Genomic DNA, 24,728 nt, shown 5'->3' with positions numbered 1-24,728 from the left:
TCCTACCCCAACATGAAACCTGCGCCACGCAGGCTGGCAGCACGCGGAAAAGTTGTTATAACATAACCCGATCTTCCCGCCCGCTCCGGAGTCGTCCATGCGTCGCCTGTTGCTCGCCTTGCCCTTCGCCCTGCTGCCCCTGGCCGTGGCCCAAGCCCACGATGATGACCATGATCACGACCACGCCCACGGCACCCTCGGCGCCCACGAGCATGGCGTGGCCAAGCTCAATGCCGTGCTCGATGGCAACACCCTGGAGCTGGAGCTGGACAGCCCGGCAATGAACCTGGTCGGGTTCGAACACGCCGCCAACAGCGACGCCGACAAGGCCAAGGTCGCGGCGGTGCACCAGCAGCTGGAGCAACCACTGAAGCTGTTCGGCCTGCCCACCGCTGCCGGTTGCAAGGAAGACCAGCAGGAACTGGAAAGCCCGCTGTTCGGTGATGCCCCGAAAGCCGACGACGATGGTGACGACCACGAGCACAGCCACCAGCACAGCGACATCGGCGCCCATTACCAGCTGACTTGCGCCAACCCCGACAAACTGGCGCAGGTGGACCTCGCTCCGCTGTTCAAGGCGTTCCCGGCTACCCAGAAAATCACCGTTCAACTGATCGGCCCCAATGGCCAGAAAGGCGCGGAAGCCACGCCAGCCAAGGCTGCGGTCGCGTTCTGAATGCGCCAGCCGTTGATCGAACTGCATGACCTGGTGTTTGCCTGGCCCGGCCAGCCGGCGCTGCTGGATATTCCGGCATTCCGCCTGGAGGCTGGCGAAGCCCTGTTTCTCAAGGGCCCCAGCGGCAGTGGCAAGACCACATTGCTGGGCCTGCTGGGCGGGGTGAACGTACCGGGCCAGGGCCGCATCCAGTTGCTCGGCCAGGACCTCGGCCGCCTGGGCCAAGGCGCCCGTGACCGCTTCCGGGTCGACCACACCGGTTATATCTTCCAGCAGTTCAACCTGCTGCCGTTCCTCTCGGTACGCGAAAATGTCGAGCTGCCCTGCCGCTTCTCGCGCAGCCGCAAGGCCCGCGCCGAGCAACGCCATGGCAGTGTCGACCAGGCAGCCAGCACCTTGCTGGCCCACCTGGGTCTGGACGACCCCGCCCTGCTGGCCCGCCGCGCCGACAGCCTGTCGATCGGCCAGCAGCAACGGGTCGCTGCCGCCCGCGCACTGATCGGCCAACCCGAACTGGTGATCGCTGACGAACCGACCTCGGCGCTGGATGCCGACACCCGCGAAGCGTTCATCCGCCTGCTGTTCGATGAATGCCGCGCCGCCGGTGCCAGCCTGCTGTTCGTCAGCCACGACCAGAGCCTGGCACCGCTGTTCGACCGCCACCTGTCGCTGGCCGAACTCAACCGCGCCGCCAAGCCCCGGGAGGCCTGATGTACCTGCTCCGCCTTGCCTTGGCCAGCCTGGCCAACCGCCGCTTCACCGCATTCCTCACCGCCTTCGCCATTGCCCTGTCGGTGTGCCTGCTGCTGGCCGTGGAGCGGGTCCGTACCGAGGCCCGGGCCAGCTTCGCCAGCACCATAAGCGGTACCGACCTGATCGTCGGCGCCCGCTCCGGCTCGGTGAACCTGCTGTTGTACTCGGTGTTCCGCATCGGCAACGCCACCAACAATATCCGTTGGGACAGCTATGAGCACTACGCCAAGGACCCGCGGGTGAAATGGGCCATCCCCATCTCGCTGGGCGACTCGCACCGTGGTTATCGGGTGATGGGCACTACCGGCGACTACTTCAGCCATTACCAGTACGGCCGCCGCCAGCACCTGGAATTGAGCCAGGGCCGCGCGTTTGCCGATGATCCGTTCGAGGTGGTGCTGGGTGCCGAAGTGGCCGAGGCATTGCACTACAAGCTGGGCGACAAGCTGGTGCTTGCCCACGGCGTGGCCGCGATCAGCCTGGTCAAGCACGACGACAAGCCGTTCACCGTAGTCGGAGTGCTCAAGCGCACCGGCACACCGGTCGACCGCACGCTGCATATCAGCCTGGGCGGCATGGAAGCCATCCACATCGACTGGCACAACGGGGTGCCGGCCCGTGGCGCCGGGCGTATCAGCGCCGAGCAGGCACGGACCATGGACCTGCAGCCTGCCGCCATCACTGCGTTCATGCTCGGCCTGAACAGCAAGATCGCGACATTCAGCCTGCAGCGGGAGATCAATGAATACCGCAACGAGCCATTGCTGGCGATCCTGCCCGGGGTAGCCCTGCAGGAGCTGTGGAGCCTGATGGGCACCGCGGAGCAGGCGTTGTTCGTGGTGTCGCTGTTCGTGGTGCTGACCGGCCTGATCGGCATGCTTACGGCGATTCTCACCAGCCTCAATGAACGCCGCAGGGAGATGGCGATATTGCGCTCGGTTGGTGCCAGGCCGTGGCATATCGCAGGGCTGCTGGTGCTGGAGGCACTGTCGCTGGCGGCGGTCGGGATCGCTGCAGGGCTTGGCTTGCTGTATGCGGGAATCGCCCTGGCACAAGGGTATGTGCAGGCCAACTATGGTTTGTACTTGCCGCTGGCCATGCCGAGTGCTCATGAATGGACGTTGCTGGCTATCATCCTGGGAGCTGCGCTGTTGATGGGCAGCGTACCGGCGTGGCGGGCCTATCGGCAGTCGCTGGCCGACGGCTTGTCCATTCACCTCTGAGGGCGTGCAATGATCCAATACCTCACTGCCTTCTTCGCGGGCACGCCCGCTCCCACAAGCCTTTCACAAGGTTCGAAGGCTGTGGTGAACCCTGTGGGAGCGGGCATGCCCGCGAAGAGGCCAGCACTGCATACGCTGCTGATCCTGCTGCTGACAGCAGCGATGCCTCTGTGGGCCTCGGAACCCCGCGAACTTGACTGGCCCGCCCTCATCCCCGAAGGCGCCCCGGTCATCCCGCCCCAACTCGCGCCGTTGCACGACATGTCGCAGCTCAGCAACGCCCTGTCCGCCGAGTCCGCCCCACCGGCGCGCCAGCAGGCTCCCGATGCTCCAGTGGTAAAAAGCCTCGACGGCCAGCAGATCAAACTGCCCGGCTACATCGTGCCGCTGGAGGTGAGCGAAGAAGGCCGCACCACCGAATTCCTGCTGGTCCCCTACTACGGCGCGTGCATCCACGTGCCACCGCCACCGTCGAACCAGATCGTGCACATCTTCAGTGAAATGGGCGTTCGCGTAGAAGACCTCTACCAGCCCTACTGGATCGAGGGGAAGCTGCAGGTTAGAGCCTCCAGCAGCGAACTGGCCGATGCCGGCTACCAGATGGAAGCCGAGAAAATATACGCTTATGAGCTGAGATGAGAACTGTTTCGAATTCGTGACGACGCTTCTTTGAGCTGGGTCAAACTTTCTGTTTAACGGCATCCGTACCATTGGACTACTCGATTACTCACGTCCTCTGGGAGCTTCCATGAACAAGTCCTTGCTCAGCGCCGCCCTCGCGGCCCTGGCGCTCGCTGCCCCTGTCGCCCACGCCCACCAGGCGGGTGATGTCATCGTCCGTGCCGGTGCCATCACCGTTGCCCCCAACGAAAGCAGCGGCGACCTGAAATTCGACGGCAGCAAGGTATCGGGCACCAAGGCGACCTTGGACAGCGACACCCAACTGGGCCTGACCTTCGCCTACATGCTCACCGACCATGTCGGCCTCGAGCTGCTGGCGGCCACCCCGTTCAAGCACACCGTCGGCGTCAAAGGTCTGGGCGGCGGCCTGGACGGCAAGCTGGCCGATATCAAGCAACTGCCACCGACCCTGTCGTTGCAGTACTACCCGATGGAGCCAACTTCCAAGTTCCAGCCGTATGCCGGCGTCGGCATCAACTACACGCTGTTCTTCGATGAAGACCTCAGCAGCACCCGCAAGCAGCAGGGCTTCAGCAACCTGGAGCTGCAGGACTCGGTCGGCTTCGCCGGCCAGCTGGGCATGGACTACATGATCACCGACAACCTGCTGGTCAACGCTTCGGTCTGGTACATCGACATCGACACCAAGGCCAGCGTGGACGGCCCGTCCGCACTGGGCTACAGCAAGACCAAAGTCGACGTCGATGTCGACCCATGGGTGTACATGGTCGGCCTTGGCTACAAGTTCTGACCTGAACACTGCAGGGCGGCTTCGGCCGCCCTCGCGCGTTGCAGCCATAACCAGTACCCCAGCGCGACCGAGCTGATGCCCATCCCGAGCCCACACACCGCTGCCCAACCCCAATGGGCATACACCCAGCTCGCCAGCACTGCCCCCACTCCACTGCCAAGCGAATAGCAGCACATGTAGGCGCCGATCAAACGGCTGGCCATTGCGCCACGCCCGGCCAGCAGCAGGCTCTGGTTGGTGACATGCACCGCCTGCACGGCAAAGTCCAGCATCAGCACACCCAACCCGAAGGCCATCAGTGAATGCCCGACGAAGGCCGTGGGCAGCCATGACAGCACCAGCAGAATCAGCGCTACCCCAGTGGTGCGCTCCCCCAGCCCCTGATCGGCCAGGCGACCGGCGCGCGCTGCCGCCAATGTGCCGGCAACACCCGCCAGGCCGAATAGACCGATCGCGGTATGGCTCAGCTCCAGTGGCTCGGCACTCAGGGGCATGACCATGGCACTCCAGAGCACGCTGAACGCAGCGAAGATCAACACGCCGAACAACCCGCGCTGACGCAGCAGCCGGTCGTGCCGGTACAGCCTGAACTGGGCAACGATCAGCGCCCGGTAGCCAGACCGCAGCGACACCGGTTGCCCCACGGGCAGGCTGCGCCACAGCACCAGGGCCAGCAGTATCAACAACCCTGCGGTAATCAGGTACACGCTGCGCCAGCCAGCCAGGTCGGCAAGCCCGCCCGAGACCAGCCGCGCCAGCAAAATGCCCAGCACTATGCCGCTGGTGACGGTGCCCACGGCCTGCCCTTGCTGGCCGGGGTCGGCAAGGCTCGCTGCATGCGCCACCATCACCTGCACCATGACCGCCATCAGCCCGGTGATAGCCAGGGCCAGCAGCAATAGCGCCCAGTTGGGCGCCATGCCTACCCCAACCAGCGCCAGGGCCGAGAACAGCAACTGCCCGAGCAGCAGGCGCTTGCGGTCGATCAGGTCACCCAACGGCACGATCAGCAACAACCCCAGGGCGTAGCCCGCCTGGGTCGCGCCAACTACCCAACCGATCTGCTGCTGCGCCACGCCAAGGTCAGCGGCCATCGACTCGAGCAGAGGCTGGGCGAAATACACTGTCGCCACAGCCATGGCGCTGGTAATGGCCAGCAGCAGGGTTATCCAGCGTGTCAGTGCAGGGTTCATCGGGCTGGTCTCGTCAATCTGGTTTCGAATTGAAACCACATACTGGCTATTTAGCAAATGTGGTTTTAATCTGCAACCAGATGATCACGAAAGGCCCCGTCCATGCTCGATGAAAACAATGCGCAATGCCCCGTAGCCCGGGCGCTGGAGGTACTGGGAGACCGCTGGGCGCTGATGATCCTGCGCGACGCATTCGATGGGCTGCGGCGCTTCAGTGAATTCCAGAAGAACCTGGGGCTGGCGAAGAACATCCTCGCCTCACGGCTGAAGTGGCTGGTGGAGAGTGGGCTGCTGACGCTGCAGCCGGCGTCGGATGGCAGTGCCTACAAGGAGTATGTGCTGACCGAGAAAGGGCGATCGGTGTTCCCGGTGGTGGTTGGCTTGAGGCAGTGGGGGGAGCGGTTTCTGTTCGAGGCGGGCGAGGTGCGTTCGGAGTTGGTGGATAGTGATACGGGGCAGGCGCTGGAAACACTGCAGGTGCGGGCCCGGGATGGGCGGGTGCTGGCGGCAGGGGATTGCCTGCGAAAAGTGGTGCGGCATGAGTGATTCTGGGGCTGCTGCGCAGCCCATCGCGACACAAGGCCGCTCCTACAGCTACCGCGCAACCTCGGCCTGGCGCGATCGCTGTAGGAGCGGCCTTGTGTCGCGATAGGGGCGCAAAGCGCCCCCAAGAATTTCAGCCCTTACCCAGAAGCCGCGACAAGCCCTCGGCCATCGGTGTCGCCTGCGGAAACTCGAACCGCGCCAACAAGCGCTGGTTATCCGCCCGCGAATGGCGAATGTCACCCGAACGTGCCGCCACATAGCTGACCGCCGGCAAGCTACCCACCACCTTCTCAAGCGCTGCCAGCAGCTGGTTAAGCGATGTGGCCTGGTTGAGGCCGATATTCACCGCTCCCTCCTCGACCTGCGGCTGCTCCAGCGCCTGCACCATCACCTGCACCAGGTCGCCCACGTAAAGGAAGTCCCGGGTCTGCTCACCATCACCGAACACGGTAATCGGCAAACCCTGCACAGCACGTTGGGAGAAGATGCTGATCACCCCGGAATACGGCGAGGACGGGTCCTGGCGCGGCCCGAAGATATTGAAGAAGCGGAACACCACCGGCTCCAGGCCATGCTGACGACGGTAGAAGTCCAGGTACTGCTCACTGGCCAGCTTGTCCACGGCATAGGGGGTCAGCGGCGCCTTGGGAGTGTCTTCGGCAATCGACTCGCCTTCACCATTGTTGCCATACACCGCCGCACTGGAGGCGAACAGCACCCGGCGCAGCCCATGCACGCGCATGGCTTCGCACACGTTGAGGGTACCGATGAAATTGCTCTGGTGGGTCCGCACCGGGTCCTCGACCGAGGCCTGCACCGAGGCCACCGCTGCCAGGTGCACCACGGCACTGCAGCCAGCCGTAACCTGCGTGACCAGCTTGGCATCGGCGACATCGCCTTCAACCAGTTCCAGCCGAGGGTGGTCAACCTGCAGGTTGCCCCGCTGGCCAGTGGAGAAATCGTCGAGAATGCGTACGGCGTAGCCTTTCTCCAACAACGCATCGCACAGGTGGGAGCCAATAAAGCCGGCACCGCCGGTGATCAGGATGGGGGCGTCAGCCATGGCGGTAGAACCGGTCCAGTAGAGGCGGCAAGCCGGCGCGCCAGGCGCGCGGCTTGATGCCGAAGGTATGAAGGATTTTCTTGCAGGCCAGTACCGCGTGCTGCGGCTCTTCGCTGGCATCCGGCCGTGCGGCATGTGCCTGCGGCGTCGGCGCCTGCACGGCCAGCTGCCGGTACTGGCCTGCCTCGGCGAGGATCGCCTGGCCCAGCGCCAGCGGCGTGGTCGCCTCGTTGCCGGCGTAATGGTAGGTGCCCCACAGCGGCGCACTGCAATCGAGTTGTTTGAGCACCGACAGGATCACCCGGGCGGCGTCGTCGACCGGCGTAGGGTTGCCACGCCGGTCATCGGCCAGCAGCAGCTCCTGGGGTTGCTCGGCGCGGGTCAGGAAGCGGCCCAACGCCCCGTCGATGCTTTCGTCGAGCAGCCAACCAAAGCGCAACAGCACGTGTTGCGGGCAAGCCGCGCGAACGCTCTGCTCGATGCGCCACAGGGCCTGGCCACGCAGGCCCAGCGGTACCGGCTCGTCCTTTTCGCTGTAGGCCGTGGCCCGAGAACCATCGAACACCCGGTAGCTGGATGGCTGAACCAGGGTGATCTGGTGGTGCTGGCACAGCTCTGCCAACCGCTCCACAGCCCGCTCCTGCTGGGCCAGGCGCTGCTCGCTGACCGACTCGGCTTGGAACCAGTCGAAGTAATAGGCCAGGTTGACCAGTGCATCGGGACGATGATCGTCGAGCAGCTGGGTGAGGCTGGCCGGCGTCCAGCCGTTCTCGGGCGGGCGCGGAGCCAGGAATGCGATGTCCTCCTCGGCCCCAAGACGAATCAGCGCTTGCCCGAGGGCATTGCCACCACCCAACAGCATTAGGCGCATACGCATAGAGTCAGCAGATCCGGAGAGGTTGATTGAAGGAAAGGGGTCATTTTGCGGTTTCCGGGCGGGGAAGTCCAACACCGGACCCGTTCGATGCCACAGGCGGTAGTGATTTCAAAGTTCCACCGTTCAATACCGCAACACGCAGAAATCTCCTACGACATACCAGGAACGAGCCGACTTCCGCGCAACAGCACAACCGCATTGAATAGTTGACTCCCCCACTTGCCAGCCGGGGAGCTTCACAAAAACAAGTACAAGGAACGTTCAATGCCTCACTCGGAAGCTGCATACCTGGATTTCAGCCCGGAGCAAAGCAAAGCCATAGCCTTTGCAAGCCAGACCATTGCTGACCTGGGTGGCCCAGAGGCCAAAGGAGTAGCACTTCAGGCTCGTATATTCGCCGATCAACTCGAGCAAGCCTTGAGCGTGGAACAGCGTGGGTTGCTACAACGCTTCAGTGAAGGCCAGCTATCTGCCTTGATGTACAGGCATATGCCTTGTGCCGACGAGCCAATACCAGAATATCTGCCCCACATTTCCGCCCTGGCGCAAAGCCCACGCTGCCAATACCTTGCCTCACGCAATCAACTGCTGCTGGAGCTCGTGCGCCACCGCAGTTTCGCCTTCGATATAGATAACGAGGGTAAGCAGGTTCGCCTGGTAGGCAACTTCAAGGGCGGTGGCCGCATTCCGCGATTCGACGAAGATCCCTGCCTGAAAGTTGAAACCAGCTCGCATGCGGGCTTGCGCTTGGGGCCGCACACTGAAGCGCCCTACAACTGCTCGACAATTTCCAGCAACGCTCACTCCCCTGCTCCCTCTGCACTGATTCTGACTGCGCGCTGGAACCCCGCCAATGAACCTACGCATGTCTTCCCGCTCCGGGGAATCATTGAACGCTTGGGTAGCATGGGCACACTTGCACTGACTTCAGCGTCTTTCGACTTCACCCGCAGTGACTGCTTCGGTCACGGACAAGGCAATGCAGGCAAAGCAGTTTCAATACTGCAATTCGAGCCAAATGGTGGTTTCTCTGTTCGTTACAATAGCTATCGCTTCAGTCTGAATGAACGCGCCTGCAGCGCTGCTGCGCGCGCTTTCGACTCCTTTCAAAAAATACTGGATACCACACAACCGTTGGCGTTTGTCCTGCAGCCTGACACCGCACTGCTGATCAACAACAGCCGAGCCTTGCACGGCCGCGATATGGTTCAGGACAACCGGCGCCTGCTTATCCGTCAATTCGGATATTCCCCCTTCGCCGAACCGCTGGTGCTCGCTGAAGACCCGCTGCTGGTGCGTGGCTGATCATAGGAAAACACGCAATGATCGAATTAGATTTAACGCTTGTTCTGACCCTCGCACTGGTGGCACTGATGGCCGGCTTTTTCGATGCTATCGCCGGTGGCGGGGGCCTGATCACGCTCCCGGTGTTGTTCATTGCCGGTATCGAACCCTTGGCGGCAATTGCCACCAACAAGTTCCAGGCGGCTTCGGCTACGGTTTCGGCTACGTGCGCCTTCGCCCGCAAAGGCATGATCGACTGGAGACAAGGCAGTCCAATGGCTGTCATGTCGTTTATCGGAGGGGCGTTGGGTGCCTTGTCGATAACTTACGTGCCCAAAAGCGTTCTGCAGGCGTGCGTTCCACCTCTGCTGATCCTGATAGCCGCCTACTTTGCCTTCAGTCCAAAGCCGAATGAACAAGCGCGCAAGGCAAAGATATCGACCAGCCTGTTCTGCATCACGGTTGCACCGATCATTGGCTTTTATGACGGGATCTTCGGCCCTGGCGTCGGCTCGTTCTTCATGCTGGCCTGCGTGATCCTCTTGGGCCAGCACTTGATACAAGCCGTGTGCACAAGCAAGCTTTTGAACGCAGCCTGTAACCTGGGCGCGTTGTCAGTCTTTTCACTGAGCGGGGCGATCATCTGGCCGCTGGCACTGGCAATGGCATTCGCTGCTTTTGTGGGGGCTCAACTGGGCGCACGCTGCGCAGTACACTTTGGCCCCCGTCTGATCAAACCATTGCTGGTCTGTGTTTGCTGCATCATGGCAATCAAGTTGCTGCTCGACCCAGGCAACCCTGTTGGCGAGTGGTTACATCAACTTGTTCTCTGAAAAAACATTACTCGATTTCGAACAGACTGTTACGCAACGGCCCCACGCTAAGGCGCTCACGCACATCGTCATCTATGCGTGGATCATCCGGCTGGTACAGTTTTACCTGCCGGTAGACATTGATGCGATTGATCTCCTCTCCCAGGTAGTCCCACACAACCCGAGTGCAGGCCGGGTTGCGCCGGTCTCCGCTGGATACGCCGGCCTTCAGGCCGTTGAGGCGGGTAATGCGGCTTTTGAAACTGGGGATGAGGATAGTCTGGCTCATCTCGTTGAACGTCAGCGACTCGTAATCGACCAGGAACATCCGGTCCTGCAGCTGGAACGCCGCTCCCAGATAGCGGCAACGCACCTCGGCATGGGGGTTGGTGGCGCTGGAACGCTCCTGGCGTTCCTGGCGTTCGAAAAGGAACTGCCCGCGCTCCTCCCACAGGTGCACCAATGACACCAGGACCGTGCCCGGAACCGACATGCAGTTGGAATATTCCAGGTAGTAACCGCAATAGCGCGACAGGTTCCCCGCATGGGCGTGCAACGGACGGAACAGATCACTGATCGGGTCGCCAGGCTGCTCGGCCGGGGTCGACACGCGAGCACCGATCAGGCGGCTGAACTGCTCGGGTGGCAAATGCAATTCGTAATCTTCTACCCCGAAGAAATCGCCGATGCGCTTGAGGTTGTAGGCCGTCGGGCGGCTTTGCCCACTCAGGTACTTGTTGAACTGCGCGCGGTTGATCGACAGCTGGCGGCAAACTTCGGAGATAGAGCGGTAGTGGCTGCAGGCCAGTTTGAGGTTGGTAGCGAAATGATCGCTCATGACTCGGGACTCAGATGACGCGAATGGCGCAATTGTAGCATCAAGTTGCACCAAATCAGAGCAACCCGCGAAATTGTAACCGCTCTTGTCATAGCCAACCATGCGCCCCACGAATAGCGGTGCGCCTGCCGTCCGCTGATCTTTCCACACGAACAATAAGAATCGAGGTCATTTTCCAATGCTCGAAGTACTCAACGATTTCCTCTCGGGGAAACTTCTCATTGTGCTGATCGTAGGGCTGGGTAGCTACTTCACTATCCGCTCCCGGTTCGTCCAGTTCCGCCACTTCGGCCACATGTTCGGTGTGTTCAAGGAATCGCTGCGTGGCCAGGCAGGCCAGCTGAGCTCCTTCCAGGCCCTGATGCTGAGCCTGGCTGGCCGCGTTGGTGCCGGTAACATCGCCGGTGTCGGCATTGCCGTGACCCTGGGTGGCCCAGGCGCCGTGTTCTGGATGTGGGTCACCGCACTGGTGGGTATGTCCAGCAGCTTCTTCGAATGCACCCTGGCCCAGGTCTACAAGCGCGCCGATGGCGACGGCCTGTACCGTGGTGGCCCGGCGTACTACATCCAGCACGGCCTGAAGCTGAAAAGCATGGCCATCGTGTTCTCGGTCCTGCTGCTGGTCACCTACGGCTTCGCCTTCATCGGCCTGCAGTCGTACACCGTGACTCACTCGCTGCAGAACGCCTTCGCCTTCGACCCCAAGCACACCGGCATCGTCCTCGCCGTGCTGCTGGCCATCACCTTCATCGGCGGCATCAAGCGCATCGCCGCGGTGTCGGACCTGCTGGTACCGGTCAAGACCCTGGCGTACATCGGCGTGACCCTGTACGTGATCGGCACCCAGATCGAGCACGTGCCAGCCATGCTGGAAACCATCTTCAAGAGTGCCTTCGGCCTCGACCCAGCGTTCGGCGGCCTGCTCGGCAGTGCCATCGTCATGGGCGTGAAGCGTGGTGTGTTCGCCAACGAAGCGGGCCTGGGCAGTGCGCCAAACGTCGCAGCCGTGGCCGCCGTGAAACACCCGGGTGCGCAGGGCGTTGTCCAGGCATTCAGCGTGTTCCTCGACACCTTCGTGATCTGCACCTGCACCGCGCTGCTGATCCTGCTGTCGGGCTTCTACACCCCGGGCTTCGAAGGTGACGGCATCGTCCTGACCCAGAACTCGCTGGCCGCCGTGGTTGGTGACTGGGGCCGCGTGTTCGTCAGCGTGGCACTGTCGCTGTTCGTGTTCACCTGCATCCTCTACAACTACTACCTGGGCGAGAACAGCCTGCAGTTCCTCAGCCGCAATCGTGTGGTACTGATGGTATTCCGTGGCCTGGTACTGGCGCTGGTTGTATGGGGCTCGTTGCAGGACCTGTCGACTGTGTTCGCCTTTGCCGATATCACCATGACCTGCCTGGCCTTCGTCAACCTGGTGGCCCTGGCCCTGCTGTTCAAGGTCGGCCTGCGGGTGATGCGCGACTACGACGACCAGCGCAAGGCGGGCGTCGACCAACCGGTGTTCGACTCGGCCAAGTTTGCCGACCTGGACCTGGATCGCAATGCCTGGCCTGCCAATCCGCAGGCGGAAACAGCCACTGACAAAGCAGTCGGCGAAGTCCAGACTCAACGCTGATATTCTCCCCTGCCAGCCGCCCCGTCCGTGGGCGGCTTACCTTCTTCCGCTCACCGCTACGGATACTTCCCATGCGAGCAGTAAAGAATCTCCTCGTGCTCTATACCGGGGGCACCATCGGCATGCTCGAAACCCCCGAAGGCCTGGCGCCCGCCGGTGGCTTCGAAGCACGCATGCGCGAACACTTTGCCCAGTTGGCCGACGCCCCCCAGGTGCAATGGACCTTGCAGGAACTGAACCCGCTGCTCGACAGCGCCAACATGCAACAGCACAACTGGCTGGCGATGCGCGATGCCATCGTCGCAGCGGTAGAGGTGGCTGGCCATGATGGCGTGCTCGTACTGCATGGTACCGACAGCCTGGCCTACAGCGCCGCGGCGTTGTCGTTCCTGCTGCTGGGCCTGCCGGTGCCAGTGCTGCTGACCGGCTCGATGCTGCCTGCAGGTAGCGCGGACAGCGACGCCTGGGGCAACTTGTGCGGCGCACTGCGCCAGTTCGAACAAGGGCTGGAAGATGGCGTGCAACTGTACTTCCATGGGCAGCTGCTGCATGGCTGCCGGGCGTCGAAGCTGCGCAGCGAGGCGTTCGATGCCTTTGCCGCGCTGCCGCGCCATCGTGACAGTGAGCGCGCAACGGCGATCCCTGCCGAGCTTGGCTACAAGCACCCGCGCCAGCCGGTCAACCTGGCGATAGTGCCGGTGTTCCCGGGCCTGCAGGCCGGGCACTTGCAGGCACTGCTGGGCAGCGGCGTGCAGGGATTGCTGCTGGAGTGCTACGGCAGCGGTACCGGGCCGTCGGATGACCAGGCGTTGCTGGATGTGCTGAGCGCGGCACGCCAGCGGGGTGTAATGCTGGCAGCTATCAGCCAGTGCCCTGAGGGGTCGGTGGTGTTCGATACCTATGCGGCGGGTAACCGCTTGCGCGGGGCCGGGCTGGTCAGTGGCGGGGGCATGACCCGGGAGGCGGCGCTGGCCAAGATGGTTGCGTTGCTGGGGGCCGGGCTGGATGTGGACACGGCGGAGCGGTGGTTTGCCCTGGACCTGTGTGGGGAGCGGGCCTGAGTGTTGCCTGGTCTGGCCCTATCGCCGGCAAGCCAGCTCCCACAGGGATAACACAAGGCCTGAGGCCTGTGGAGTACCTGTGGGAGCTGGCTTGCCGGCGATAGGGCCCTGACAGGCAAAAGAAAATGGCGGAAGGCAGCGGGAGTCGAACCTGCCCGGGAACGGCTGCCGTCCCCAACCGGGTTTGAAGCCCGGCCGCGCCACCGGGCGCGATTGCCTTCCTTGAACTCAGTGCCTGGCCTGCTGCTGGGCCAGGGCGCTGTCGGCGCGAATGTGACGCTGATCGGCCACCCTCCGGGTCAGGCCGATGCGGTCGAAGTACTCCAGAATCTGCACACTGCGCTTGCGACCGATGCCCAACATATCGCGAAACGCGGCAACCTGCACTATCGGCGTTTCACTGGCCTGCCCCAGCAGCAGCTCTGCCATGCGCTGTAGCGTCGCCTCGGGGTAGAACAGATCGCGCACCACCTGGTGCACCAGGCCCAACCGGGCCAGCTTGCGCAGCAACAGGCGCACATCGGCTTCGGCACAATTTTCCTCGCTCGCCAGCGTCCGGACCCAGGGCGGATCGTATTGCCCCGCCAGCAACTTCGGTTGCAGACTCGCCCATAATGCACTGTCGGCTTCGCTCAACTGCACCTTGTGATCGGGCAGGTGCAGCCAAGGCCCGCTGCTGGCAATGGCGCCGTCTTCGAGCAACTCATCCAGCAGGCTGACAAAAGCGGGCCGCTCCAGCGGCAAGGCAGCAAAGCGGCGCAGGCGGTCGCGGTCCGGGCCGAGCTGGTCGGGCTCCTGTTCATGGAACCGCACCAACTGCTCCAGCACCTGGCGCTTGAGCGTCTGCCACCGGACACTGGCAAACAGCAGTTGGCCCTGCCGCGTGGCCACCACCAGCACATCTTCCGGCAACTGCCAGGTTTCGCGCAGGCGATTGAACTGCCGTTCCACACGTTGCGGGTCGATACCCCCGGGTGCGCTGGCAAGCAGTGCCGGCAAGGCCTGCTCCAGGTCCTCGGCATCACGCAGCACCTGCAATTGGCGCAGGCGCTCATCACTGCGACGCTGACGGCTTGGCGCGAACGGATCGAGTACCTTGCCGCCCCCCAGTGTGCGCTGGGCACGCTGATCGCGCAGCACCAAGCGGTCGCCGTGTACCGCCTGCAGCGGCGCGTTGAGCAGCAACTGGGCGAACATGCGCTGGCCTGCCACCAAGGTTTCACCCTCGAGCAAGGCTACCCGGGCCGTTACATCCTGGGTGCCCAGGTGCACGTGCACAGCGCTGAAATGCTCGAAGGTACGGGTCTCGCCCGGCAACAGGTTCAGCTCGATATCCACCCGCACGCTAGGCGCATGCAGCCACTCGGGCACCAGCCAGTCCCCCCGGCGCACCTGCTCCACCGCCAGGCGTTCGGCAGCAATGTTCAGTGCCACCCGCTGGCCCGCTTCGGCCACCAGTGCGGCCTGGTTCTGCGCATGCAGGCCACGCACCCGCACCGGTTTGCCGGCCTTGCCCAGTAACAAGGTGTCACCGGCACTGACCCGCCCGGCCAGCGCCGTGCCCGTGACCACCACACCCGCACCGGTAACGGCAAAGGCGCGGTCGACGGCCAGGCGGAAACCGCCGCGCACGCTGCGCTGGCACACGCGCTGTTGCGCGGCCAGCAAGGCCTGGCGCAAGGCATCGATACCTTCGCCGGTCACACTGGACAACGGAAACTGCCGCGCACCGGCATATGGGCCCGGCGCCAGAAGTTCGCTGACCTGTGCCTGCACTTCGGCCAGGCGGGCCGGCTCTACACGGTCGCATTTGCTGATCGCCACCAGGGCTTGTGGGATGCCCAGCAACTCGATGATCGCCAGGTGCTCGCGGGTTTGAGGCATCACCCCGTCGTCGGCCGCGACTACCAGTAGTACCAGATCAATGCCATGGGCGCCGGCCAGCATGTTGTGGATAAAGCGCTCGTGACCGGGCACGTCGATGAAGCCGGTCAGCGCTGCGCCCTCGGTCAACGCCGCATAGCGATAGCCAAGGTCGATGGTCATGCCACGGGCGCGCTCCTCCTGGCGCTGGTCACCGGCCTGGCCGGTCAGGGCCTGGAGCAGTGCGGTCTTGCCGTGGTCGATGTGGCCGGCGGTACCAACGATCACTGTACCGGCCCCAATTGCAGGGTGGGCAACTGAGCCAGCCACTGGGCCTCGTCATCCAGTTGGCGCAGGTCCAGCCACAGGGCGTCATCGTCGATTCGGCCGAGCACTGGCACGGGCAGACCGCGCAAGGCGCGCTCCAGTACATGCAGGCTGCGCCCGCGCAACTTCTTCGACACCTGCGGGCGCAGGCACAATGCCGCGCTTGGCAGGCGGGCCACCGGTTGGCTGCCACTGCCAATCATGCCCAACGCCGGCTCCACACTGACCGCCCATTGCTCGCCGAGGCGGGCTTTGATTTCAGGGGCCAGGCGCTCGGCCTGGGCCTGGATTTCGGCCTGACTGCGGGTCAGCAGGCGCAGGCTGGGCAGGCGCTCGGCCAGGCGGTCGGGGTTGCGGTACAACGCCAGCACCGCTTCGAGTGCGGCAAGGGTGATCTTGTCGACCCGCAGCGCGCGCTTGAGCGGGTTCTTCTTGATTCTGGCGATCAGTTCCTTGCGCCCGACGATGATTCCGGCTTGCGGCCCGCCCAGCAGTTTGTCGCCGCTGAAGGTGACGATATCGGCGCCGTCAGCCAGGGCCTGGCGCACTGTCGGCTCGGAGGGCAGGCCCCAGCGGGTAAGGTCAAGCAGGCTGCCGCTGCCAAGGTCTTCAAGCAACGGCAAGTCATGTTGGTGGGCGATACGCGCCAGCTCGGCGGTGGGCACCTGGGTAGTGAAGCCCTGAATGCTGTAGTTGCTGCAATGCACCCGCATCAGCAGGCCCGTACGCGGGCTGATGGCGGCCTCGTAGTCACGGGCGTGGGTGCGGTTGGTGGTGCCGACTTCGTGCAGCTTCACGCCGGCGCGGGCCATGATGTCGGGGATGCGGAAGGCACCGCCGATCTCGATCAGTTCACCGCGTGAGATGATCCCCTCCTTGCGCGCACCCAGGCTGTTGAGCGCCAGCAGCACGGCGGCGGCGTTGTTGTTGACCACGGTGACGGCTTCGGCGCCTGTCAGCTCGCGGATCAGGCCCTCGATCAGGTCGTCACGGTCGCCGCGCTTGCCGGTGGCCAGGTCGAACTCCAGGTTGAGCGGGTAGCGGGCGGCGGTCTGCATGGCCTCGATGGCCTCCTCTGGCAACAGGGCGCGGCCGAGGTTGGTGTGCAACACGGTGCCGGTGAGGTTGAACACTCGGCGGACCTGGCTGCGTTGCTGGGTGGCCAAGCGTTCGCCAGTGCGGCCCAGCAGGACTTCAGCGGCCAGTTCGGCGGTGCTGAGCTGGCCGGTGCGGGCGGGGTCGCGCAGGTCGTCGAGCAGTTGCCGCAGGGTGGCGAGGACCGCGTCGCGACCGTGGCGGTCGATCAGCGGGAGGCAGGCAGGGTGGCGCAAAAGGGTGTCGATGGAGGGCAGGCGTGGGGTGTCGCTGGCTAGGCTGGAGGACATGCGGTACTACCTTGGACTGATCCGTTGTCTGTACTGGCCTCTTCGCGGGTAAACCCGCTCCTACAAGGGCCGCGCAAGCCTCAAAAGCTGCGCGGGCCCTGTGGGAGCGGGTTTACCCGCGAAGAAGGCGACTCGGTCTTACAGTGTAGACACTCTCCATTACCCGGGTGCGAGCATCAGGTTCGGTGCCAACCGATGGAAGCCCTCCTCGTCCAGGCGAATGTCCAGTGCCAGGCTGGCCAGGTCATCGGCCAGCGGCTCGGCCGCCGCATCGTTTTCCAGGTAGTTCTGCTTCAGGTAGCTCTCGCACTCCGGGCAGCACTCCGCCCGTAGCGGCGCCTTGCCCGGCGCATGGCGGTCATCGTCAAGGCTGGTATAGCGCAGGTCCTTGCTCGACTCGCAGTACACGCATTTGACCCGCACCACGTGCCATTCGCAGGCACACAGCGAACAAGCCAGGTAGCGCAGGCCATTGTGCTTGCCGCGGTTGCGCACCACCCCGGCCATCGCCGGCGAACCGCAGGCCGGGCACTGGGCCAGGCTGTCGGCGGGCTTGAGCTCTGGCGCGGGCAGCGCCAGCAACCAGCTGGACCAGGCCGCCTGCAAGGCCGCCCCAATGAACGGCACCAGTGCTGCGGGCACTGCGTCGTACTGGCCGGCGAGCAAGGCGATGCCCCAACCCTTGCGTTGATGGTCGTCACTGCTGCGCAGGGTTTGCAGCGCCTCCCCCAACGGACCGCTGGTGTCCGCGTCGAGGTGCTCAAGCAAGGCCTGCAGCCAGACCAGCCACGGCCCTTCACGCACCAGGCTGTCCGCCGCCAGTGGCGGCAAACCATGACTTATGCACAGGCGCTGACGCTCCTCGGCCACCGGCATGCCAGCGGGGGGGTTATCCACAAGCTGCTGCTGGATACGGCACAAACGAGCCACCAGCTTCAGATATTCGCCAAGGGCATTGCCCTCGGCCAGCTGCTCCAGGCGCGCGGCGCGCAGTTCGAACAGGTTGGCGGGGGGCAGGTACAGAAACGGCGGCATCACTGCCGACGCTTCGATCTGCCCGGGTTCGAGTATCGTGCTCAAGCGCTCATCCTTCTTTTCGTCCGTGATTGCCCGGCGTCTTGTCACCAGTCACTTCGCGGTACCACAACTCATGGTGCTTGCGCGCCCAGGCGCGGCTGACCCAGCCATGCAGCATGGCGCCGATCGAGCCCTTGATCCAGATACCGGCGTAGATGTGCACGATGATGCTGAGGATCAGCACGAACGCCGCCAGGGCGTGGAGCAGCGTAGACAGGCGAATGACCTCGATGCCGAACAAATGGCTGAAGTATGCGCGCCAGATCACCACGCCGCTGACCAGCAGAACCAGCATGCACACCAGCAGGGTCCAGAACAACAGCTTCTGCCCGGCGTTGTACTTGCCGATCGGTGGCACACCCTCCTCCTTGTTGAGCATCACCCGGTCCACCCGGCGCAGCCACAGTCGGTCATTGGCAGTGATGAAATTGGCGCGCCAGAAACGCAGCACCAGGCCGAGGAAGAACACGAACATCGCCACCCCGAGGAAGGGGTGCAGGATGCGTGTCCAGGGCCCACCGCCGAACAGGTTGCTGAGCCAGAACAGCGCCGGATGGAACAGCGCCAGCCCCGACAGGCCAGCCAGGATGAACAGGATCGCGACGACCCAGTGGTTACTGCGCTCGTTGGCGTTGTAGCGCAGGATGGGTTTGTTGTCGTTCATGGTCGCTGCTCCCCTTGCCCACCGGGCTTGGTCGGATCATAGACATGGACCGACGGGTCCACCTGGTGCACGCTTTCATCCGCGGGTGTCGGGTGTTCGTCCTCCTCCACCCGTTGTGGCCCTACCCGCACATAGTGGAAGAACCCGGCCAGCACCGCAGCCCCCATGGCCAGCAGCGCCAGCGGCTTGGTAAAGCCCTTCCACAGCCCCACCAGCGGGCTGATCACCGGCTGGTCCGGCAGGCCGGCGTACAGCTTCGGCGTGTCGGCATGGTGCAGCACATACATCACGTGGGTGCCACCGACGCCGTCCGGGTCGTATAGCCCAGCCTTGTCGTAGCCTCGCGACTTGAGATCAACGATGCGCTCGGCTGCGTGCACCTTCATCTCATCCTTCGTGCCGAACACGATCGCCCCGGTCGGGCAGGTTTTCACGCAGGCCGGCTCCAGGCCCACGGTCACGCGGTCGGAACACAGGGTGCACTTGTACGCCTTGTGGTCCTTCTGCGAAATACGCGGGATATTGAACGGGCAACCGGTGATGCAGTACCCACAACCGATGCAGTGGTCCTGGTTGAAGTCGACGATGCCGTTGGCGTGCTTGATGATCGCTCCCGGGCTCGGGCACGCCTTCAGGCAACCTGGCTCGGCGCAGTGCATGCAGCCATCCTTGCGAATCAGCCACTCCAGATTGCCGTCGTCGCGCTCGTGCTCGGTAAAGCGCATCAGGGTCCAGGTCTCGGCAGTGAGGTCCTGGGGGTTGTCGTAGGTGCCGTGGTTGTGGCCGACCTCGTCACGCAGCTCGTTCCACTCCGAACACGCCACCTGGCAGGCCTTGCAGCCGATGCACTTGGTGGTGTCGATCAGCTTGGCGACTTCCTGCTGCTGGCGTACCGAAGGCGGTACGGTGGTGGTGGCCGAGCGGGCGATGATGTCTTGGCTGGCCATCAGAGTTTCTCCACTTTGACGAGGAACGACTTGGACTCTGGCGTCTGGGTATTGCCGTCACCCAGGAAAGGCACCAGGGTGTTGGTCAGGTAGCCATGCCGCGTAGCCCCGGTGAAGCCCCAGTGCAGCGGGATGCCGATCTGGTGCACGGTCTGGTTGTTGACCTGGAGCGGGCGAATCCGCTTGGTCACTACCGCCACCGCATCGATATGCCCGCGCTTGCTCGATACCCGCACCCGGTCACCAGCCTTGATACCTTTCTCGTTGGCCAGCACCTCGCCGATTTCGACGAACTGCTCGGGCTGGGCAATGGCGTTGAGCCGGCAATGCTTGCTCCAGAAGTGGAAGTGCTCGGTCAGCCTGTACGTGGTCGCCGCGTACGGGAACTCGTCGTGCTTGCCGAGGGTGTCCCACACCGAGTCGAATACCCGCCCGGCCGGGTTGCTGGTGGCCTTCTTGTTCTGCGGGTGCAGCGGGTTGATGCCAATCGGCGTCTCGAACGGCTCGTAGTGCTCGGGGAACGGGCCTTCGGCCATCTTGTCGATGGCGAAGAACCGCGCCACGCCTTCGGGGTTCATGATGAACGGGTTCATCCCCGCCTCGGGCGGCGAGTCGACCTTGAAGTCGGGCACGTCGGTGCCGGTCCAGGCCTTGCCGTTCCACCACACCAGGCGCTTCTTCTCCGGGTCCCACGGCTTGCCTTGCGGGTCGCTGGAGGCACGGTTGTAGAGGATGCGGCGGTTGGCCGGCCAGGCCCAGGCCCAGTTCTGCACTTGGTGCATGCCGTACGGGTCGCTGTTGTCACGGCGAGCCATCTGGTTACCCTGCTCGGTCCAGCTGCCGGAGAAGATCCAGCAACCGGACGCAGTGCTGCCGTCGTCCTTGAGCTGGCCAAAGCCCGCCAGTTGCTGGCCGGCCTTGAGCACTGCGCCAGTCGGATCGGTGACGTCCGTCACCGCCCAGCCGTTCATTTCCTTGGCCAGCTCCTCCGGGGATGGCTCTTCAGGGACCTTGTATGGCCAGTTGATGTTCATCAGCGCGTCAGGATAGGCGCCGCCTTCGGCCTGGTAGCGTCGGCGCAGGCGCAGGAACAGCTCGCTCATGATGTGAACGTCGGTGCGGGTCTCGCCCGGGCCGTCGGCGCCCTTCCAGTGCCACTGCAGCCAGCGGCTGCTGTTGACCAGCGAGCCGTCTTCCTCGGCAAAGCAGGTAGTGGGCAGGCGGATCACTTCGGTCTGGATGTTGGCCGTGTCGACATCGTTGAACGGCCCGGCGTTGCGCCAGAACTCCGAGGTCTCGGTGGCCAGCGGGTCCATGATCACCAGCCACTTGAGTTTGCTCAGGGCGGCAGTGACACGGTTCTTGTCCGGCAGCGCGGCAATCGGGTTGAAACCTTGGCACATGTAGCCGTTTACCTTGCCCTGGCCCATCATCTCGAACATGCGCAGCACGTCGTAGGCCGGCACATCGAGCTTGGGCAGCCAGTCGTAGCCCCAGTTGTTCTCCGCCGTGGCATTGGCGCCGTACCAGGCCTTCATCAGGCTGACATGGAACTTGCCGTAGTTCTGCCAGTACGACAGTTGGCCAGGACGCAGTGGCTTGGAGGCGCGCTTGTCGATATAGGCGGCATAGTCCTGCTCGGCATCGCCGGCCAGGGTCAAGTAACCCGGCAACGAGTTGGACAGCAGGCCGAGGTCGGTCAGGCCCTGGATGTTGGAGTGCCCGCGCAAGGCGTTGACCCCGCCACCCGGCATGCCGACGTTGCCCAGCAGCAACTGCACCATGGCCGCACTGCGGATGATCTGCGCACCGATCGAGTGCTGCGTCCAGCCCAGCGCGTAGAGGATCGTCATGGTCTTGCCCGGTACCGAGCAGGTGGCGATCTCTTCCCAGATCTTCAACATGGCGTCCTGCGGCATGCCACAGGTCATGCTTGCCAGTTCCGGTGTATAGCGGCTGTAGTGCTGCTTCATCAGCTGGAACACGCAGCGCGGGTGCTGCAGCGTCGGGTCGACCTTGGCAAAGCCGTCTTCACCCAGCTCGTAACCCCAGCCGGACTTATCGGAATACACGCGCTTGGCCTCGTCGTACCCGCTGAACAGGCCATCCTCGAAGCCATAGTTCTCTTTGACGATGAACGACACATCGGTGTAGTTGCGCACGTACTCGTGCTGGATCTTGTCATTGCTCAGCAAGTAATTGATCAACCCGCCCATGAAGGCGATGTCGGTACCGGTACGAATCGGTGCGTAGTAGTCGGCCACCGAAGCGGTACGGGTAAACCGCGGGTCGACCACGATCAGCCGCGCCTTGTTGTGCGCCTTGGCCTCGGTCACCCACTTGAAGCCGCACGGATGCGCTTCTGCTGCGTTGCCACCCATCACCAGGACCAGATTCGCATTGGCGATATCGGACCAGTGGTTGGTCATGGCGCCACGGCCGTACGTCGGGGCAAGACTTGCCACCGTCGGGCCATGTCAGACACGAGCCTGGTTATCGAACCCCAGCATGCCTGTTGCGCGGATGACCTTGTGGGTCAGGTAGCCGGCCTCGCTGGAGGCGGCGGAAGCAGCAAGAAAGCCGGTGGTGAGCCAGCGGTTGACCGTTTGCCCCTGGGCGTTCTTTTCGATGAAGTTGGCGTCGCGGTCCTGCTTCATCAGGTCGGCAACGCGATCGAGCGCCTCGTCCCAGCTGACCCGCACCCACTCCTTGCTGCCCGGCTTGCGTACCTCGGGGTACTGCAGGCGGCTCGGGCTGTGGATGAAGTCCAGCAGACCAGCGCCTTTCGGGCAGAGGGTGCCGCGGTTGACCGGGTGGTCGGCGTCACCTTCGATATGGATGATGTTCTGTTTGACGTTCTTGCCCGCATCGCCCTGGCTGTACATGATCAGGCCGCAGCCGACCGAGCAGTAAGGGCAGGTGTTACGGGTTTCCTTGGTATGCGCCAGCTTGAAGTGACGCACCTGCTCGGCGAATGCGGGTGTCGGGGCCATGCCCAACGCCGCAAGGCTCGAGCCTCCAAGGCCGACGGCGGCGACCTTGAAGAACTGCCGACGGTTCAAGTCCATCGTGCACTCCTGATCAGGTGGTGGACGCACGGAACATGGCCGGCGCCTCTTGGTAGTCACGGTGGCGGCCAATTGATGGCCGTCAACCGTTAAGACTAGCCAAGAATCGAGAAGGTGCGATGACATGGGTCAGCTGAAGGCGCTGTGTTGCCTGATTCGCGGGTGAACCCGCTCCCACAGGTATTGCACATGCACGAAGCAGAGCCTATTCCTGTGGAAGCGGGCGTGCCCGCGAACACCGGCAACGCCGGTGCCATCCACCACCGGCCGATCAGCAAAGCGGCAGGTTGCGCACCACGTTCAGCGCCGCACTGCTCTGGGCCACCGGCATGATCTCGATGGTATTGATGTTCACATGCGCCGGCTGCTCGGCAATCCAGGCCACCGTGGCCGCGATGTCCTCGGGCAGGATGGCCTCCACGTCCCGATACAGCGCCTGCACGGCATCCAGATCACCGTTCAGGCGCACCACCGAGAAATCGGTCCCCGAGCACAGCCCAGGCTCGATGTTGCTCACTCGCACGCGGGTGCCCGCCAGATCGGCGCGCAAGTTGAGGCTGAACTGGCGAACGAAGGCCTTGCTGGCGCCATACACGTTACCGCCCGGGTAGGGATAGGTGCCGGCGATCGAGCCGATATTGATGATCATGCCGCTGTCAGCTTCCACCATCTGCGGCAGGATCTTGTGGGTGACCATGGCCAGGCCAGTGATGTTGGTGTCGATCATCCGCTGCCAGTTTTCCGCACTACTGGCCTGGGCACGGTCCACGCCCAGCGCCAGCCCGGCATTATTGACCAGCAGGTCGACCTGCAGTGACGCATCACTAATCTGCTCGAACGCCTTCTCGAGCGACACCGGGTCGGTGACATCCAGCGCCAGCGGAATGAAATTGACGCCCAGCTCGGCGGCCAGCGCTTGCAGCTTGTCCATGCGCCGGGCGCCACCGATCACGCGGTAGCCTTTGCCGATCAAGGTACGGCAGATGGCGCGGCCAAAGCCCGAGGAGGCGCCGGTTACGAATGCAGTTTTCATCAGTTGTCTCCTATGGAAGGGTCAGGCCAGGTACTTAACGCCCAGGCTGGTGAACAGGCAGAGCATCGAGAACACCAGCGCCTTGCGCACCACTTCGTTGCCCTTGCGCAGGGCCAGTGCACTGCCAAGGTGGTTACCGAGGATGTTGCAGGCCACCAGCGGCACCGCCAACAGGTAGACGACCTTGCCGGCAATGACGAAGGCCACCAAAGCGCCGATGTTGGATGCGAAGTTGAAGGTTTTTGAATTGGCCGAGCTGGAGACCAGGTCCATGCGCAGCAGGTAGTGGAACGCGATGATGAACATGCTGCCGGTACCCGGGCCGAAGAAGCCGTCGTAGAAGCCGATGGCCAGGCAGGTCAGCGGTACCACGGTGAAGAGCATGCGCGATGACAGTTCACGCTCCTCGACCGGGCGGTCCTTGGGGGTGAGGAAGATGAGGATGCCGAAGGGGATCAGCGCCAGGATGATCTTGCCCACGGCTTCCTGGGAGATCGAGACGATCAGGTGCGCTCCCAGGTAGGCACCGAGCAACGAGAATGGCACGCCGACCAGCGCCACCTGCCAGACCATCTTGCTGTTGGCCAGGAAGTTGCGAATGGCTGCCAGTGTGCCAAGGGTACTGACCAGTTTTTCCTGGCCGAGGGCAACCTGCGGTGGCATGCCGACCAGCAGAAAGCCCGGCACCAGGAACAACCCGCCGCCACCGGCAATGCTGTCTACGAAGCCGGCAACGAAAGCGATAGCCCCAAGCATGAGCACCGCCAGCAACCAGTGTTCCGCCCAGAAAGCGCCCAGAATTTCCATAGCGAAGTCCATCCAGTGGAGTTTTCTGCCAAGCACAACGCAAATGTGCATGTCCCAATCAGCGCGATGATTGTAATTACAAAAATTGAATCGATGCAATATCGAATTAAATCGACTCAATGACGAAGATTGCCATCATTACCCGCATCTTGGCTTTCATGTTAGGCTGCGCGCAATT

Annotated in this window: 22 protein-coding genes and 1 tRNA gene; 10 read left to right on the top strand and 13 right to left on the bottom strand. The window is 63.3% G+C overall.

The genetic code is table 11. The features are described 5' to 3' along the window. Positions 1-97 precede the first annotated feature (97 nt). From AC2T3R_RS02560 to AC2T3R_RS02540, 5 genes are all read left to right on the top strand, one after another. Complete coding sequence (locus AC2T3R_RS02560; RefSeq protein WP_410953689.1) at positions 98-676, top strand: DUF2796 domain-containing protein; 579 nt, start codon at positions 98-100, stop codon at positions 674-676. Then, complete coding sequence (locus AC2T3R_RS02555) at positions 677-1,387, top strand: ABC transporter ATP-binding protein (protein ID WP_025337516.1); 711 nt, start codon at positions 677-679, stop codon at positions 1,385-1,387. It abuts the gene before it with no gap. Continuing rightward, the gene (locus AC2T3R_RS02550) at positions 1,387-2,652 is read left to right on the top strand and encodes an ABC transporter permease (protein WP_112254086.1); all 1,266 of its coding nucleotides are present in this window, start codon (positions 1,387-1,389) and stop codon (positions 2,650-2,652) included. Before AC2T3R_RS02555 ends, AC2T3R_RS02550 begins: the two co-directional genes overlap by 1 nt. A gap of 126 nt (positions 2,653-2,778) precedes the next feature. Next, the gene (locus AC2T3R_RS02545) at positions 2,779-3,291 is read left to right on the top strand and encodes a DUF3299 domain-containing protein (protein ID WP_410953693.1); all 513 of its coding nucleotides are present in this window, start codon (positions 2,779-2,781) and stop codon (positions 3,289-3,291) included. 109 nt (positions 3,292-3,400) lie between these two features. Continuing rightward, positions 3,401-4,084 carry an OmpW/AlkL family protein gene (locus AC2T3R_RS02540; RefSeq protein WP_054572942.1) on the top strand — a complete coding sequence of 228 codons (684 nt, stop codon included), beginning with the start codon at positions 3,401-3,403 and terminating at the stop codon, positions 4,082-4,084. Here AC2T3R_RS02540 and AC2T3R_RS02535 read toward each other — a convergent pair. Beyond that, a complete protein-coding gene (locus AC2T3R_RS02535; RefSeq protein WP_410953690.1) occupies positions 4,072-5,277 on the bottom strand; it encodes an MFS transporter in 1,206 nt (401 codons plus the stop codon). The two genes, AC2T3R_RS02540 and AC2T3R_RS02535, sit on opposite strands and share 13 nt — an antisense overlap. Positions 5,278-5,379: 102 nt before the next feature. On the opposite strand from AC2T3R_RS02535, the gene AC2T3R_RS02530 reads away from it, so the two are divergent. Then, complete coding sequence (locus AC2T3R_RS02530) at positions 5,380-5,823, top strand: winged helix-turn-helix transcriptional regulator (RefSeq protein ID WP_013970662.1); 444 nt, start codon at positions 5,380-5,382, stop codon at positions 5,821-5,823. A gap of 130 nt (positions 5,824-5,953) precedes the next feature. On the opposite strand, the gene AC2T3R_RS02525 is transcribed toward AC2T3R_RS02530, so the two are convergent. Continuing rightward, positions 5,954-6,886: an NAD-dependent epimerase/dehydratase family protein gene (locus tag AC2T3R_RS02525; protein WP_410953378.1), complete on the bottom strand. Its 933-nt coding sequence runs from the start codon at positions 6,884-6,886 to the stop codon at positions 5,954-5,956. Beyond that, positions 6,879-7,763 (bottom strand): sugar nucleotide-binding protein, encoded by an 885-nt coding sequence (locus AC2T3R_RS02520; RefSeq protein ID WP_024086179.1) that lies wholly within the window; start codon positions 7,761-7,763, stop codon positions 6,879-6,881. Before AC2T3R_RS02520 ends, AC2T3R_RS02525 begins: the two co-directional genes overlap by 8 nt. Before the next feature lie 264 nt (positions 7,764-8,027). On the opposite strand from AC2T3R_RS02520, the gene AC2T3R_RS02515 reads away from it, so the two are divergent. Both AC2T3R_RS02515 and AC2T3R_RS02510 read left to right on the top strand, forming a co-directional pair. Then, positions 8,028-9,068: a Fe(II)-2OG oxygenase family protein gene (locus AC2T3R_RS02515; RefSeq protein ID WP_486744598.1), complete on the top strand. Its 1,041-nt coding sequence runs from the start codon at positions 8,028-8,030 to the stop codon at positions 9,066-9,068. A 17-nt stretch (positions 9,069-9,085) separates the two neighbouring features. Then, positions 9,086-9,880 carry a TSUP family transporter gene (locus tag AC2T3R_RS02510; protein WP_013970658.1) on the top strand — a complete coding sequence of 265 codons (795 nt, stop codon included), beginning with the start codon at positions 9,086-9,088 and terminating at the stop codon, positions 9,878-9,880. Positions 9,881-9,887: 7 nt separating this feature from the next. On the opposite strand, the gene AC2T3R_RS02505 is transcribed toward AC2T3R_RS02510, so the two are convergent. After that, positions 9,888-10,697 carry a helix-turn-helix domain-containing protein gene (locus tag AC2T3R_RS02505; RefSeq protein WP_025337507.1) on the bottom strand — a complete coding sequence of 270 codons (810 nt, stop codon included), beginning with the start codon at positions 10,695-10,697 and terminating at the stop codon, positions 9,888-9,890. A 178-nt stretch (positions 10,698-10,875) separates the two neighbouring features. On the opposite strand from AC2T3R_RS02505, the gene AC2T3R_RS02500 reads away from it, so the two are divergent. Both AC2T3R_RS02500 and AC2T3R_RS02495 read left to right on the top strand, forming a co-directional pair. After that, the gene (locus AC2T3R_RS02500; RefSeq protein WP_013970656.1) at positions 10,876-12,318 is read left to right on the top strand and encodes an alanine/glycine:cation symporter family protein; all 1,443 of its coding nucleotides are present in this window, start codon (positions 10,876-10,878) and stop codon (positions 12,316-12,318) included. Positions 12,319-12,389: 71 nt separating this feature from the next. After that, positions 12,390-13,379, top strand: a complete 990-nt coding sequence (locus tag AC2T3R_RS02495) for an asparaginase (RefSeq protein ID WP_410953380.1) — start codon at positions 12,390-12,392, stop codon at positions 13,377-13,379. Positions 13,380-13,505: 126 nt separating this feature from the next. On the opposite strand, the gene AC2T3R_RS02490 is transcribed toward AC2T3R_RS02495, so the two are convergent. The 9 genes from AC2T3R_RS02490 to AC2T3R_RS02450 form a co-directional block, all read right to left on the bottom strand. Next, positions 13,506-13,601: transfer RNA gene (locus AC2T3R_RS02490), tRNA-Sec, on the bottom strand. A gap of 6 nt (positions 13,602-13,607) precedes the next feature. Further along, a complete protein-coding gene (gene selB, locus AC2T3R_RS02485) occupies positions 13,608-15,530 on the bottom strand; it encodes a selenocysteine-specific translation elongation factor (RefSeq protein ID WP_486744596.1) in 1,923 nt (640 codons plus the stop codon). Further along, positions 15,527-16,954: an L-seryl-tRNA(Sec) selenium transferase gene (gene selA / locus AC2T3R_RS02480; RefSeq protein WP_410953382.1), complete on the bottom strand. Its 1,428-nt coding sequence runs from the start codon at positions 16,952-16,954 to the stop codon at positions 15,527-15,529. Before selA ends, selB begins: the two co-directional genes overlap by 4 nt. Positions 16,955-17,113: 159 nt before the next feature. Beyond that, on the bottom strand, positions 17,114-18,034 hold the full coding sequence (gene fdhE / locus AC2T3R_RS02475; RefSeq protein ID WP_410953383.1) for a formate dehydrogenase accessory protein FdhE: 921 nt from the start codon (positions 18,032-18,034) through the stop codon (positions 17,114-17,116). Between the two features lie 4 nt (positions 18,035-18,038). Beyond that, a complete protein-coding gene (locus AC2T3R_RS02470; protein ID WP_100413299.1) occupies positions 18,039-18,695 on the bottom strand; it encodes a formate dehydrogenase subunit gamma in 657 nt (218 codons plus the stop codon). Continuing rightward, positions 18,692-19,642, bottom strand: a complete 951-nt coding sequence (fdxH, locus tag AC2T3R_RS02465) for a formate dehydrogenase subunit beta (protein ID WP_039614605.1) — start codon at positions 19,640-19,642, stop codon at positions 18,692-18,694. Before fdxH ends, AC2T3R_RS02470 begins: the two co-directional genes overlap by 4 nt. Then, positions 19,642-22,710: a formate dehydrogenase-N subunit alpha gene (gene fdnG, locus AC2T3R_RS02460; RefSeq protein WP_137108957.1), complete on the bottom strand. Its 3,069-nt coding sequence runs from the start codon at positions 22,708-22,710 to the stop codon at positions 19,642-19,644. The genes fdxH and fdnG overlap by 1 nt, the downstream gene beginning before the upstream one ends. A gap of 271 nt (positions 22,711-22,981) precedes the next feature. Beyond that, the gene (locus tag AC2T3R_RS02455) at positions 22,982-23,743 is read right to left on the bottom strand and encodes an SDR family NAD(P)-dependent oxidoreductase (protein WP_486744595.1); all 762 of its coding nucleotides are present in this window, start codon (positions 23,741-23,743) and stop codon (positions 22,982-22,984) included. A 21-nt stretch (positions 23,744-23,764) separates the two neighbouring features. Beyond that, positions 23,765-24,550: a sulfite exporter TauE/SafE family protein gene (locus AC2T3R_RS02450; RefSeq protein WP_412481558.1), complete on the bottom strand. Its 786-nt coding sequence runs from the start codon at positions 24,548-24,550 to the stop codon at positions 23,765-23,767. Positions 24,551-24,728: the final 178 nt, after the last annotated feature.

The sequence above is a fragment of the Pseudomonas sp. PVC-5-1 genome, assembly GCF_057444345.1.
Note: the sequence above shows the minus strand (reverse complement) of the source record. Positions and strands in the feature narration are given on the sequence as shown.